Here is a 13281-nt window from a genome sequence, read left to right as displayed (position 1 = left end):
GGGCAGGAATTGTCTCAGAAATTCAACACTTAAAGCGTTTCGGGTTTTACATGCACCACTATTCGACACGAATGTCCCGAGAACGCCGCAGGCGTGGCAGGGCATTCGTGTCTCAGGTTAAACCCGAAACGCTTCTTTAGGCGACATCGAACTCCAGCGGCTTGATCTGTGTGAACAGACCCGTCTCTGCCAGCTTGGCGCGGGCCTCAGCCGGCACAGGTTCGTCGACGTAAAGCAGCGCAATGGCCTCGCCGCCCGCCTCGGACCGGCCAAGGGTAAAGTTCGCGATGTTGACATCGTTCTCACCCATGGTCTGACCCAGCGCACCGATGATGCCCGGAACATCTTCGTTGGTGGTATACAGCATATGCGCGCCCACTTCGGCATCGATATTGATGCCCTTGATCTGGATGAAACGCGGCTTGCCATCGCTGAACACGGTGCCCCCGATGGAACGCTCGCGCTTTTCGGTCACCACGGTCACTTTGATATAACCTTCGAACGCGCCCGATTTGTCCTGATTGGTAGTCGAAATCTGAATACCACGTTCACGGGCCACAACCGGGGCCGAGACCATGTTCACCTCGGGGTTGAACTTCTTCATGATCCCCGCCACGACCGAGCAGTTCAGCGCCGCAAGGTTCATCCCGGCGGCGACACCGTCATAGAGGATGTTGATCGCTTTGATCGGCTCATCCGTCATCTGGCCGATAAAGCTACCCAGATGACCTGCCAGCTTGATCCACGGACCCATCACCTTGGCTTCTTCCGCCGTCACGCTGGGCATGTTCAGCGCGTTTTCCACGGCACCGGTCAGCAGATAGTTCGAGATCTGCTCGGCCACCTGCAGCGCCACGTTTTCCTGCGCTTCGGTCGTGGCCGCGCCCAGATGCGGCGTGCAGACCACGTTGGGCAGGTTGAACAGGGCGTTTTCCTTGGCCGGTTCCTCGCTGAACACGTCAAAGGCCGCGCCTGCGACCTGACCGGATTGCAGCGCCTCGGCCAGCGCCTCTTCATCCACAAGGCCGCCACGGGCACAGTTGATGATGCGCACGCCCTTCTTGGTTTTGGCCAGGTTCTCGCGGCTCAGGATGTTGCGGGTCTGGTCGGTCAGCGGCACGTGCAGAGTGATGAAATCGGCGCGGGCCAGCAGATCGTCCAGCTCGACCTTTTCCACGCCCATCTTGGCGGCTTTCTCTTCGCCCAGATAGGGATCATAGGCGACAACCTTCATCTTCAAACCCAGCGCACGTTCACAAACGATGCCACCGATATTCCCCGCACCAATAACGCCGAGGGTCTTGTTGGTCAGCTCAATACCCATGAACTTGGATTTCTCCCACTTGCCCGCATGGGTCGAGGTGCTGGCCTCGGGGATCTGCCGCGCCACGGCGAACATCATCGCAATGGCGTGTTCAGCGGTGGTGATCATATTGCCGAAGGGCGTGTTCATCACGATTACACCCTTCTTGGATGCGGCATCCTTGTCGATATTGTCGGTGCCGATTCCGGCGCGACCGATAACTTTCAGCTTATCGGCCTTCTCCAGAATGGTCGGCGTGACCTTGGTGGCCGAGCGGATGGCGAGGCCGTCATACTGACCGATCACCTCGGCCAGTTTGTCTTTATCCTTGCCCAGATCGGGCATGAAATCCACATCAATGCCACGATCGCGGAAGATCTGCACGGCGGTTTCGCTGAGCTTGTCAGATACGAGTACTTTGGGGGCCATATCTTTGGTCCTTTGAAGAATTCTGGGGGTTGGCGGGCTGAAGCCCGCCCTACGATTTCAAATGTGAGTAGGCCGGGCTTCAACCCGGCACCGGGTCATCAGGCAGCTTCGGTTTGCGCCGCGATCTCGGCCTCAAAGGCCCAGGCCAGCCAGGGCAACATCGCTTCGATATCCGAGGTTTCAACCGTGCCGCCGCACCAGATGCGCAGGCCCGCAGGCGCGTCGCGATAGGCGCCGATGTCCAGCGCGATGTTCTCGGCCTCCAGCCGTTTGGCCACCGCCTTGGCGAATGTGGCCCCGTCCTGAATACGCGCGTCGGTGAATTTCAGGCACACGGACGTGTTCGACTGCGTTGCCGCATCCTCAGCCAAATTGGCAATCCAGTCATTCTGGTCACAGAAGGCATGGACCGCACCGGCATTGGCATCGGCCCGGGCGATCAGCCCTTGCAGACCCCCAACCGAGCGCGCCCAGTCCAGCGCGAACAGGTAATCCTCAACCGCCAGCATCGATGGCGTGTTGATCGTGGCACCAGTGAAGATACCCTCGATCAGCTTGCCGCCCTTGGTCAGGCGGAAAATCTTGGGCAGTGGCCATGCAGGCGTATAGCTTTCCAGCCGTTCCACCGCGCGGGGGCTGAGGATCAACATCCCGTGGGCCGCCTCGCCACCCAGCACTTTCTGCCAGCTGAAGGTGGTCACATCCAGCTTGTCCCAGGGCAGGTCCATCGCAAAGGCCGCCGAGGTCGCATCGCAGATCGTCAGACCTTGACGGTCATCGGCAATCCAGTCGCCATTCGGCACCCGCACGCCCGAAGTTGTGCCGTTCCACGTAAACACCACATCATTGGCGAAATCGACGGATGCGAGATCAACGATCTGCCCGTACTCGGCAGTTTTAACGTGGGCGTCGATCTTCAACTGCTTGACCACATCCGTGACCCAGCCGGACCCAAAGCTCTCCCAAGCCAGCATCTCGACCTTGCGTTCGCCCAGCAGTGACCATAGCGCCATCTCGACCGCGCCGGTATCCGAGGCGGGAACGATGCCAATCTTGTAATCCGCCGGAATACCCAGCACCTCACGCGTGCCTTCGATGGCCGCTTTCAGCTTGTCCTTGCCAACAGCGGCACGGTGCGACCGGCCTAGCGCGGCATCGGCCAGTTTGGTCAGATCAAATGTGGGGGGTTTGGCGCAGGGGCCCGAGGAAAAACGCGGATTCGCCGGCCGCGTCGCCGGTTTATTAGTGCTCATGTGTATTACCCTTCCAGATACACGCCCCTCGTTGGGGAGGGGTGTCCCACGGGCAGAGCTATTGCCTGCTCAACCGCTCAGCAAGCGGAAAAGACCTCTCCGATGCCAAAAACGACATCGGAAATCGCGTATATCGGGAACAGAGGTTTCCTATCGGCATCACGGGTCGAAGCGAACGGCCTCGCCCGTGCTCAGCGCCTGCTGCGCGGCCAGCCCCATGCGCACGGCCCATAGACCGTCGTGAAGTGAGACATCCGGCGCAGTACGCTGACCGCGCAACAGTTCCAGAAACCCCTTATGCTGATAGAAGGTCGATCCGTTGTGATCCCCGGCCGCCAGCAATTTCGGATCGACCGGAATGTCGGTCGAAACCGGCCCCTTCGGATCGCGCGGGCTGACGATCACCTGCGGCACCGGCGGTTCGCCCAGATGATCAGGCCAGAACCGACCCGGTCCGGGGACCAGCGCCTCGATCTTGGCCTTGGGGCCAATGGCCGAGACCTCTTCCTGATAGCGTGAGCCTTCGGCGAACATGCATAGTTCCAGCATCGCCCGCGCCCCGTTGGCGAAATCGACCAGCACATAGCCGTGGTCCAGAATATCCGGCGTCTCACCATCATATCTTTCTTTCAGATGGTTCACCGCCTGCCCGCCGCTTGCAGTGATCCGCACCGGATCCGCGCGCAGGATCAGGCGCATCAGGTCGAAGAAGTGACAGCATTTTTCGACAAAGGTGCCGCCGGTATTGCGATTGAACCGGTTCCAGTTTCCGACCTTGCCCAGAAACGGAAAACGATGTTCGCGGATCGACAGCATCTGAACGCCGCCGGTCACATCCGTCTGATTAATAAGCGCCGAGATTGGGGGCATATAGCGGTACTCCATCGCCACCCAGATCGGATGGGGGTAGTCGCGCTGAATCTGCTCAAGCCGGGCGGCATCCTGCGGATCGGTGAACAGCGGCTTTTCCACCAACAGCGGCAAGGGACGCGTGGCTGCGATTTCGCAAATCTGATCCACATGCAGGTGGTTTGGGCTGGCGATGACGAGGCAATCCAGATCCTCGATTGCCAGCAACTCTTGCACCGACGTCACCATGACCGCATCCGGCGCGATGGTTTGCGCCGCTTTGGCCATGTCCGGATCAGGTTCGTAGATCGCCGCAACCCGCGTGCCTTCTAACAAAGCGATATTGTGCAGATGCTCCTGCCCCATCATGCCGCATCCGATCAGCCCGTAGTGGATGGTCCGGGTCATGCGCGTTTCCTTTTACTTCAGACGTTGGACATAGGTGGCCCGATCCGGATCGAACCATGTTTTTGAAAACTCGACAGGTTCGGCCTTTTCCGACCAGCTGAACCGCTCGATATACCCCACTGTTTCACCGGCGGGTTTAGTGAAACTCTCGGGCGTCCAATCGGGCAGCGACCCGACTGAAACCCTGTCTTCCGCCCGCGTGATCCAAAACCCAAGCTGGTGCTGATAATAACGATAGAGCGAGTCCGACAGCAGGCTGCGATCGATCCGACCGGCTGATTCGTCCAGCCAGATCTCTTCAACCGCGATGATTGTGTCATTCAGATAGCGCATCCGCCGCACGCGCGAGCCGCGGCTTGATGCCCCGAATTGGGGCAGATCGGCGGGCTTTTCCACCTGATCGACCGACAGAATATCCGCACGCGGCAAGCCCCCGCCTTCGGGCAGTTCCAGCCGGAACATCGCATAGACGCTGTTTTGCGTTCCGGTCTCGCGCACATAGTTGCCCGAGCCCTGTATCCGCTCCAGCATCCCTTTTTTCTCAAGCTCGGCGAGCGATTTTCGCAGCGTCCCGACCGAGACCTGAAGCTCAGCCGCCATGTCCCGTTCGGGTGGCAGGCGTTCCCCATCGATCAGCCGACCGGCTGCAATTTCGCGGATCAGAAGTTCGGTGATCTGAACATAGATCGGCAATGCGTTGGGGTTTCGGCTGTTCGGGGGCACGTTCGGGCGCTTCTTTCAGTCGCAGGAAAAATTGATACACTATTGATCTACATCAATGTGCTTGCTACGCAAGAGGAAAGTCAAAGATGTACGGAGCGTGAATCAAATGAGCATCGTCCCCATCACATCCCCCGATCTGGATGCGGCCGAAGTCTCGTGGTTTGCAGCGCTGTGTTCGGACGATTACCAGTTTCTGGGCGTGCCCGATGGCGACCTGCGCTCTAGCTGGGACCACTGTTCCGGCATCGTGAAAGAGGCCGAGACGCAGGGGTTTCGCAACATCCTGTGCCCCTCGTCCTATCAGGTCGGTCAGGACACGCTGAGTTTTGTCGCAGGTTGCGCGCCGATCACCGACCGGATCAACCTGCTGGCCGCCGTGCGGTGCGGCGAGATGCAGCCGATCATGCTGGCCCGCACCATCGCGACGCTCGATCACATGCTGAAGGGGCGGCTGACGGTCAACATCATCTCATCAGACTTCCCGGGCGAGAAAGCCGACAGCGCATTCCGCTACCAACGCTCGCGCGAGGTGGTCGAGATTCTGAAACAGGCCTGGACGCGGGATGAGATCAATCACGCGGGTGAGGTCTATAACTTCTCGGGCCTGACCACCGACCCCGCCAAGCCCTATCAGACCGGCGGCCCGCTGCTGTATTTCGGCGGCTACTCGCCGTCTGCTTTGGACCTGTGCGGCGAGCATTGCGACGTCTATCTGATGTGGCCTGAAACCAAGGACCAATTGGCCGAACGGATGAAGGCCGTTCATGCAGTTGCCGAGAACTACAACCGCACGCTGGATTACGGCCTGCGTGTCCACATGATCGTCCGCGATACCGAGGCCGAGGCGCAGGAATACGCCGACTACATCGTCTCGAAACTGGATGACGACTATGGCCGCGCGATCCGGGAACGGGCGCTGGACGCGACCTCGCTGGGAGTGGCGCATCAATCCAAGAACCGCGATCTGGCGGATGAGTATGGCTATGTCGAACCCGGCCTGTGGACCGGTGTCGGACGCGCGCGGTCAGGCTGTGGTGCTGCGCTGGTCGGTTCGACCGATCAAGTTATGTCTAAGATCGAAGAGTATCAGAAGATGGGCATCCGCGCCTTCATCTTCTCGGGCTATCCGCACATGGACGAGGCCAGGCACTTTGGCGCCCGCGTGATGCCCAACCTAAAAACCTGCTCGCTGCCCGAAGCCTATGGGCGCGTGCCTGCAACACCCCCGGCGACCCCGCTGGGCAACGGAGTTCGTCGCTGATGCAACGTGTGAAACTATCCGACACGCTGGAGCTAAGCCGTCTGGTCTATGGCATGTGGCGGCTGGGCGATGACAGCGACACGTCCGTGGGCCATGTCGAGGCCAAAATACAGGCTTGTCTGGATCAGGGCATTACCACATTCGATCAGGCCGATATCTATGGCGGTTACGCGGCCGAGGCGGTTCTGGGCAACGCGCTGCGCGCCAAGCCCAGCCTGCGCCAGCGGATGGAGATCGTCACCAAATGTGACATCATCGCGCCGATGGGCCGGTATGCGGATGCCAAGGTCAAGTACTACGACACCTCGCGCGACCATATCCTGAAGTCCGTCGATACCTCTCTGTCGGAAATGGCGATTGACCATATCGACCTGCTGCTGATCCACCGTCCCGACCCGTTCATGGACCACCACGAAACCGGTGCCGCACTGGATGAGGTTGTGGCCAGCGGCAAGGTCGGCGCGGTTGGCGTGTCGAACTTCCGCCCCTGGGACTGGTCGCTGCTGCAATCGGCGATGAAAACGCAACTGGTCACCAACCAGATCGAGATCTCTCTGGGAGAGATCAGCCCCTTCACCAACGGCGATCTGGCCTTTCACCAGCTGCATGGGCAACCGATCATGGCATGGTCGCCGCTGGGCGGCGGTCTTCTGATGGCCGGAAACCCACCCGTGGGCGTCGTCGCGGATGAGATCGCAGCCGCGTTCGGCGTGGATCGCGCTGCCGTGGCCGTGGCCTTCCTGTTGGTCCATCCGGCAAATATCCTGCCGGTTCTGGGCACCAATAACCTGAGCCGCATCAAAACCATCTCGGACGCTCTGAAAGTCAATCTGGATCGTGAAAGCTGGTATCGCCTCTATGAGGCGGCACTGGGGCATGAGGTACCATGATGAACGCCATTTCAAAGGACATGACCCGCACATTCGTTCCCCACAAGGACGACACCCGCACCCTGCGTGACGCCTTTGGCCGCTTTGCCACGGGCGTCACCATCGTAACCTGCGACAGCGCGGATGGCCCGGTCTGCATCACCGCCAACAGCTTTTCGTCCCTGTCACTGGACCCGCCGCTGATCATGTGGGCTGGCGACCGTAACTCGCGCCGCTTCCCCTATTTCCACAAAGCCCGCCATTTCAGCGTGCATGTGCTGTCGGCGGAACAGGCCGAACTGTGCTTTGGCTGCTCGAAAGACGCCTTTGCCCTGCGCGATATCGATCATGAGCGCTGCACGAACGGAACGCCGCTGCTGTCGGATTGCCTGGCGCGGTTCGAATGCGAACAACATGCGTATCACGATGCGGGCGATCACGTTATTGTCGTAGGAAAAGTTCTTAAGGTCAGCATGGCGGACGGAGACGCGCTGACCTTTTACGCCGGGAAACTCGGCCAATTCGCGAAAACCTAAACGCGATCTGACGACCGTGGGACAAACCCGCGGCTGAACAAGGGAGGATCCGCATGGGCGGACTGGCATCGGCGTTAGCGCCGATTGCATTCGTGAACGAAACCGCGCTGCGTCTGGGCCGCGCGGTTGGTGTCGTTGCGATTGCACTTATGGTGATCGCGATCCTGATACAGGTGTTCTTTCGATATGTTCTGGGCAACGCGCTGCCCTGGCCGGATGAGGCCGCGCGCTTTTGCATGTTGTGGATGACCGGCCTGATGGCCCCCACCGCCTTTCGGCGCGGCGGTTTTGTGGCCATCGATATGCTGCAAAGGTTCCTGCCGCGCGTCATCGGCCAATCGCTCAACCTGTTCCTGTTGCTGATCTCGCTGGCGGTCTTGCTGGTCGCGGTCAACATTGGCTGGTCCGAAGTCACCGGCTTTGGCGGCAAATTCGCCACCGCCGCGCTGTATCTGCCAACTTCATTCGGGTTCGACGAATGGTACCGCATCCCGCGCAGCTGGATGATGGCCTCGTTGCTTGTTGGGGTCATCCTGCTGATCTCGGTGAATATCGAACTGATCCTGCGATCCTTCATCACCCTGCTGGGCGGGGGTCACCTGTTGCCCGAAATTCCTGACGCGGCAGTGGGGGCCGAATAAATGCTGATCTGGTTCCTGCCCACCTTCCTGATTTTCCTGCTGATCGGCCTGCCGGTCTTTTTCGCGTTGCTGGCCGCGCCGGGCATCCTTCTATGGCTGAACGGTCAGACCAACGACATCACGCTGCTCTATCGCAATGTCTACAATGGCATGGACAGCTTCCCACTGATGGCGATCCCCTTCTTCATGCTGGCCGGAGAGTTGATGAACCGCGGCGGCATCACCATCCGCCTTGTCGAGTTTTCGCAGGCCCTGATGGGCCACCTGCGCGGCGGTTTGGCTCATGTGAACGTGCTGAGTTCTATCCTGTTCGCAGGCCTTTCGGGCTCGGCGGTGGCCGACACGTCGGCGCTGGGGTCGATGCTCATCCCGGCGATGGAGAAACAGGGCTATACCCGCAAATTCGCCGCCGCGATCACAGCGGCCAGTTCGGTGATCGGGCCGATCATCCCGCCTTCGGGCATCATGATCATCTACGCCTATGTGATGGGCGAAAGCGTTGCGGCGCTGTTCCTGGCGGGGATCGTGCCCGGCGTGATGGTCGGCGTCGGCCTGATGCTGATGATCAAACTCATGGCCGACCGCTATGATTTCCCGGTGGCCAGCCGCAAATACACATGGCCCGAACGCCGTCAGGCCAGCCTGAAAGCCTTCTTCCCGCTGATGACGCCGGTGATCATTCTGGGTGGCATTCTGGGCGGCATTTTCACCCCGACCGAGGCCGCTGCCGTCGCCGTGGGATACGCCTTTATCATCGGTTTCTTTGTCCTGCGCACGCTAACGTGGAAAGAGGTGCCCGAGGTGCTTAGCAACGCAGGCATGACCTCAGCCGTCGTCCTGTTGCTGGTCGGCGCGGCGATGGCGTTCAAAACCGTGGTCAGCCTCAGCCACGCGCCGGAGCAACTGGCTTCGCTGATCCTCAGCCTGTCGGAAAATCCGCTGATCCTGCTGTTCCTGATCAACCTGCTGCTGTTCATCGTCGGCATGTTTCTGGACGCCGGCCCCGCGATCATCATCCTTGGGCCTATCCTTGGCCCGATCTTTACCAGCCTCGGCGTCGACCCGATCCATTTCGCCATCATCATGAGCGTCAACCTGACCGTTGGCCTCGCCACGCCGCCAATGGGCTTGGTCCTGTTCGTGGCCGCCGCCGTGTCCCGCGAACGGGTCGAAACCATCGCCAAGGCGATCCTGCCGTTTCTGGCGGTCGAAATCATCGTGATCTTTCTGATCACCTATATCCCCGCACTATCCATGACGATCCCGAGGATAACGGGATTTGCCAACTGAGTATCACAGGGAGGAAACGCATGCTCAGAGACTTCATCAAAACCGCAGCGGTGGCCACATCGCTTGTGGCCGCGTCCGCCATGGCAGCCACGGCCGCCGACTACACGCTGCGCGCCACTGCCAATTCGAACGAAAATGACGAGGATTATGACGGCCTGATCGTCTTCAAGAACTATGTCGAGGCCGCCTCGAATGGAGCAATCGAGGTCGAGCTGTTCATCGGCACCCAGCTGTGTTCGAACGGGGCCGAGTGCTTACAAGGTGTGGCCGAAGGTCAGATCGACATCGTCATCCAGACCTCGAGTGGCACGTCAGGTATCTTCCCCTTCGTTCAGGTGCTGGACTTGCCCTATCTGATGTCGGATGACCGCGTGGCCGAAGCGGCGCTGGCCAACGGCTCTTCCTTCGTGACAAAAATGCAAGAGATGGTCGCCGAAAACTCGGGCGGCGCATTGCGCCTGATGACCATCGGCAATACCGGCGGCTGGCGTAACTTTGCCAATACTCAACGCCGCGTCCAGAACCCTGGCGATATGGAAGGGTTGAAAATTCGGACAGTTGTCGCTGACTTGCCGCAGGAGCTGGTCAAAGCACTTGGCGCAGCCCCGACGCCGATCCCGTGGCCGGAACTGTTCACCTCGTTCCAGACCGGCGTAGTTGAAGGGTCCAAGAACGGCATCACCGACATCATGAGCATGAAGTTCCCCGATGCCGGTCTGAAATACATCACGCTGGACGGGCACGCATACATGGGTGCGTTGTGGTTCATGAACAACGAAAAGTTCATGTCGATGCCGCCTGAGCTGCGCAATGTCATCGTCGATGGGTTCTATCAGCTGCAGCAGGCCACATTCGCCTCGCCCAAGCGCAAGTCGATCCAGGCTTATGAGGAATTCGTGGCTGAAGGTGGCGATCTCTATGTGCCCACGCCCGAAGAGAAGGCTGCCTTCAAAGAAGCCGCTGCACCTGTCTATGATTGGTTCAAGGCCAATGTCGATGGCGGAGAAGCAGCCTTTGACGCCTTGGCCGCGGCAGTTGCCGAAGCAGAAGCCGAGATTGCAGCAACCCGCGCCGCCGAGACGCAGTAAAGCGGTCAGACAAGAGAACCTTGCGCGCGGCCCCGTCGCGCGCAAACCTGCCCCTCGCCGGAGAAACTCTGATGCTCGACCAAACCGATGCATTTCGCCGCCAAGGTTACCTCGTTTTCGAAAACGCGCTCAGCCCGGAAGACCTGCAGATGCTGCGCGGCACCTGCGACACACTGTTGGAAGAGCCTGCACATGATGGCGGCGGCAATGTGCACAAAATCGGGCTAGGCGATGCGCGCCGCTTTCTGCGCCATCGCCATGCCGAGTTCTCGTCTTTGGAGGACTTCTTGCTCGGCCCCAAGATCGCCGAAATCATCAGCGCCTGCGGAATCGAAGACCCGATGCTGTTCAACGAGCAGTTTGTGGTCAAAGGCGCGGGCAAAGGCGCGAGTTTCGCCTGGCATCAGGACGGCGCCTATGTCGGCTTTGATCACACACCCTATCTGACCGTCTGGATCGCAGTGGATGATGCAACCGAAGAAAACGGCTGCGTTTATATCCTGCCGCGTGACCTTGACGCCGAGCCCGGTCTGGACCGGCATGAATGGCAGGATGAAAGCAACGAGCTTAACGGGTATTTCGGCGAGGATACAGGCACTCCGATGACCTGCAAGGCGGGCACGATCGTGGCCTTTTCCAGCCTTACGCTTCACAGTTCAGGGGCGAACACAACCGACAGCCCGCGACGGGCCTTTGTGTGCCAATATTCCTCGGGGCCGATCATCGACCCTGAAACCCACGCCCCAAAACGGTTTGCGAAACCGTTGCGGGTTTGATCCATCATCTGAAAGGGTACATCCACCCTTTGTAATCATTGACCAGAATATGCGCCCTTTCGATCTGCTCCGGCGACATTTTCTTGACCACTTCCTCAAGGCTGATCGCCGCGTCGGGATCGCCTCCAATCGCGCTGAGCGTATACCACATGTAAGCCCGCACCAGATCGGGCGCGGGCATGCCCAATCCCAGCTCATAGTACCATCCGACCCCCGACTGCGCCCCCGGATGCCCCTTCATCGACGCGCGAAGATACCATTCAAACGCGCGTTCATAGTCCTGCTCGACCCCAAGACCCAGCCCGTACATCACACCGATCAGTTCCTCGGCCTCGGCATTGCCCGACCGGGCGGCGGGCAACAGTTCCTCGCGCGCGGCCTCAAACTCCCCCGCCTCCATCAGATCGCGCGCCTGTTCCAATTCGGCTATCGCAGGGTTCGCAAGCAGGCAAAGGGCAAATACAAGCTGGCGCATGGGGTTGTGTTCCTTTTGGCCGGGACTGCTGCGGCACAGGATTTACCGCGCCCGCTGACCGATGATGACTTCATCCCCTTTGATATGGAACAGGCCGCCATCGGTCATCAATTGTTTTATGATCCGATCCTGTCGGGCAACCGGAACATATCCTGCGCCCACTGCCACCACCCGGATTTCGGCACATCAGACGGGTTGTCGCTGGGTATTGGCGAGGGTGGTCAGGGTCTGGGGCCGGACCGCACACCCGGCATCGGAGCAGACAAGATCCGCAAACGCATCCCACGCAATTCGCCGGGGCTGTGGAACCTTGGCGCGCGCGAGCTTGATACTGTCTTCCACGATGGTCGGCTGAGCATTTCTGATGTCTACGGCAACGGCTTCAACTCACCCGCGCAGGAATGGCTGCCCGAGGGGCTGAACTCTCTGCTCGCCGCACAGGCGCTGTTCCCCCTGACATCGCAATTCGAAATGGCGGGGAATGTCGGCGAAAATCAGGTGACCGGGGCCGTCGCTGACCGGATCGATCTGGGCTGGCCCATTCTGGCCAAACGCGTCCGTACCGATCCGCGATACGGTCCCGCGATGATAAAGGCATTCGACGAGGTCCAAAGCACCCAAGACATCACAATCACCCAGATTGCCAACGCTCTGGCTGCTTTCATGGCCATCGAATGGCGCAGCACCGACAGCCCGTTCGACCAATATCTGGCTGGCGACCCCAATGCCCTTACCAAAGTTCAGAAAGACGGCATGACGTTGTTTTACGGCAAGGCAAACTGTTCGACCTGCCATTCCGGACCGCTGATGACCGATCAGCAATTCCACGCTTTGGGTTTGCCCCCGTTTGGCCCCGGCCGCACCCGCCAATGGGACCCTTACGCCCGCGACGTGGGCCGTATGGGCGAAAGCAACCGGATCGAGGACGCCTATCGCTTCCGCACCCCAATGCTGCGAAACGTCGCCCTGACCGCGCCTTACGGCCATAACGGCGCCTTCCCGGACCTTGAAAGCATGATCCGCCACCATTTGGACCCAAAGACCAGCTTGGCGAACTGGACACCCGCCATGGCGGCTTTGCCTCAGGTTCCCTGGCTACAGAAGGCAGACTTCGTTGTCTGGCAGGATCGTTTCGAAATGCAACGTGTGCGCAACACAATCGATATCTCCTCGGTCGCGCTAACCGATGCAGAAATCGACGCCCTCGTCGCATTTCTGAATGCACTGACCGGGACGAGCGTGGACACGCCGCCTTTCGGCGTTCCAAAAGGGTTCGAACCCTAAAGAAAACCCCCCGCCTTTCTGTGGCGGGGGGTTGTGTTTGTGTTGTTATTCAGCTGCGTCTTTGTATGCGTCCATTGGGGGGCATGTGCAGACGAG

Annotated in this window: 13 protein-coding genes; 8 read left to right on the top strand and 5 right to left on the bottom strand. The window is 59.7% G+C overall.

Features of this window, described 5'->3' with window-relative positions; translation table 11 throughout:
* Positions 1-136 precede the first annotated feature (136 nt).
* The 4 genes from serA to ACR0KJ_RS15440 form a co-directional block, all read right to left on the bottom strand.
* Positions 137-1732, bottom strand: coding sequence for a phosphoglycerate dehydrogenase (serA, locus tag ACR0KJ_RS15455; RefSeq protein WP_480627093.1), 1596 nt, complete (start codon positions 1730-1732; stop codon positions 137-139).
* A 98-nt stretch (positions 1733-1830) separates the two neighbouring features.
* The gene (locus ACR0KJ_RS15450; RefSeq protein WP_480627092.1) at positions 1831-2985 is read right to left on the bottom strand and encodes a phosphoserine transaminase; all 1155 of its coding nucleotides are present in this window, start codon (positions 2983-2985) and stop codon (positions 1831-1833) included.
* A gap of 159 nt (positions 2986-3144) precedes the next feature.
* The gene (locus ACR0KJ_RS15445; protein ID WP_480627091.1) at positions 3145-4242 is read right to left on the bottom strand and encodes a Gfo/Idh/MocA family protein; all 1098 of its coding nucleotides are present in this window, start codon (positions 4240-4242) and stop codon (positions 3145-3147) included.
* A 12-nt stretch (positions 4243-4254) separates the two neighbouring features.
* On the bottom strand, positions 4255-4965 hold the full coding sequence (locus tag ACR0KJ_RS15440; RefSeq protein ID WP_480627090.1) for a GntR family transcriptional regulator: 711 nt from the start codon (positions 4963-4965) through the stop codon (positions 4255-4257).
* A gap of 106 nt (positions 4966-5071) precedes the next feature.
* On the opposite strand from ACR0KJ_RS15440, the gene ACR0KJ_RS15435 reads away from it, so the two are divergent.
* The 7 genes from ACR0KJ_RS15435 (at position 5072) to ACR0KJ_RS15405 (ending at position 11426) form a co-directional block, all read left to right on the top strand.
* A complete protein-coding gene (locus ACR0KJ_RS15435; RefSeq protein ID WP_480627089.1) occupies positions 5072-6226 on the top strand; it encodes an LLM class flavin-dependent oxidoreductase in 1155 nt (384 codons plus the stop codon).
* The gene (locus ACR0KJ_RS15430) at positions 6226-7116 is read left to right on the top strand and encodes an aldo/keto reductase (RefSeq protein WP_480627088.1); all 891 of its coding nucleotides are present in this window, start codon (positions 6226-6228) and stop codon (positions 7114-7116) included. Before ACR0KJ_RS15435 ends, ACR0KJ_RS15430 begins: the two co-directional genes overlap by 1 nt.
* Positions 7116-7631 carry a flavin reductase family protein gene (locus ACR0KJ_RS15425; RefSeq protein WP_480627087.1) on the top strand — a complete coding sequence of 172 codons (516 nt, stop codon included), beginning with the start codon at positions 7116-7118 and terminating at the stop codon, positions 7629-7631. Before ACR0KJ_RS15430 ends, ACR0KJ_RS15425 begins: the two co-directional genes overlap by 1 nt.
* Positions 7632-7684: 53 nt before the next feature.
* Positions 7685-8272, top strand: coding sequence for a TRAP transporter small permease subunit (locus ACR0KJ_RS15420; protein ID WP_170523682.1), 588 nt, complete (start codon positions 7685-7687; stop codon positions 8270-8272).
* The gene (locus ACR0KJ_RS15415; protein WP_170378746.1) at positions 8273-9562 is read left to right on the top strand and encodes a TRAP transporter large permease; all 1290 of its coding nucleotides are present in this window, start codon (positions 8273-8275) and stop codon (positions 9560-9562) included.
* 20 nt (positions 9563-9582) lie between these two features.
* Entirely contained in the window at positions 9583-10650 is a 1068-nt protein-coding gene (gene dctP, locus ACR0KJ_RS15410) for a TRAP transporter substrate-binding protein DctP (protein WP_170455385.1), read from the top strand.
* A gap of 71 nt (positions 10651-10721) precedes the next feature.
* Positions 10722-11426: a phytanoyl-CoA dioxygenase family protein gene (locus ACR0KJ_RS15405; RefSeq protein ID WP_480627086.1), complete on the top strand. Its 705-nt coding sequence runs from the start codon at positions 10722-10724 to the stop codon at positions 11424-11426.
* A gap of 4 nt (positions 11427-11430) precedes the next feature.
* Here ACR0KJ_RS15405 and ACR0KJ_RS15400 read toward each other — a convergent pair whose 3' ends face one another.
* Entirely contained in the window at positions 11431-11901 is a 471-nt protein-coding gene (locus ACR0KJ_RS15400; protein WP_170455389.1) for a tetratricopeptide repeat protein, read from the bottom strand.
* Between the two features lie 15 nt (positions 11902-11916).
* Here ACR0KJ_RS15400 and ACR0KJ_RS15395 point away from each other — a divergent pair, with 15 nt between their 5' ends.
* Positions 11917-13185, top strand: a complete 1269-nt coding sequence (locus ACR0KJ_RS15395) for a cytochrome c peroxidase (RefSeq protein ID WP_170455418.1) — start codon at positions 11917-11919, stop codon at positions 13183-13185.
* Positions 13186-13281: the final 96 nt, after the last annotated feature.

The sequence above is a fragment of the Ruegeria sp. AD6 genome, assembly GCF_056542325.1.
This window is presented reverse-complemented; position numbering and strand designations above follow the sequence as displayed.

Excerpts from the sequence above, each read along its gene's own strand:
- ACR0KJ_RS15400 (WP_170455389.1), bottom strand. The coding sequence starts at position 11,901 with ATGCGCCAGCTTGTATTTGCCCTTTGCCTGCTTGCGAACCCTGCGATA.
- serA (WP_480627093.1), bottom strand. The coding sequence starts at position 1,732 with ATGGCCCCCAAAGTACTCGTATCTGACAAGCTCAGCGAAACCGCCGTG.
- ACR0KJ_RS15425 (WP_480627087.1), top strand. The coding sequence starts at position 7,116 with ATGAACGCCATTTCAAAGGACATGACCCGCACATTCGTTCCCCACAAG.
- ACR0KJ_RS15450 (WP_480627092.1), bottom strand. The coding sequence starts at position 2,985 with ATGAGCACTAATAAACCGGCGACGCGGCCGGCGAATCCGCGTTTTTCC.
- dctP (WP_170455385.1), top strand. The coding sequence starts at position 9,583 with ATGCTCAGAGACTTCATCAAAACCGCAGCGGTGGCCACATCGCTTGTG.
- ACR0KJ_RS15420 (WP_170523682.1), top strand. The coding sequence starts at position 7,685 with ATGGGCGGACTGGCATCGGCGTTAGCGCCGATTGCATTCGTGAACGAA.
- ACR0KJ_RS15435 (WP_480627089.1), top strand. The coding sequence starts at position 5,072 with ATGAGCATCGTCCCCATCACATCCCCCGATCTGGATGCGGCCGAAGTC.
- ACR0KJ_RS15430 (WP_480627088.1), top strand. The coding sequence starts at position 6,226 with ATGCAACGTGTGAAACTATCCGACACGCTGGAGCTAAGCCGTCTGGTC.
- ACR0KJ_RS15405 (WP_480627086.1), top strand. The coding sequence starts at position 10,722 with ATGCTCGACCAAACCGATGCATTTCGCCGCCAAGGTTACCTCGTTTTC.
- ACR0KJ_RS15415 (WP_170378746.1), top strand. The coding sequence starts at position 8,273 with ATGCTGATCTGGTTCCTGCCCACCTTCCTGATTTTCCTGCTGATCGGC.
- ACR0KJ_RS15445 (WP_480627091.1), bottom strand. The coding sequence starts at position 4,242 with ATGACCCGGACCATCCACTACGGGCTGATCGGATGCGGCATGATGGGG.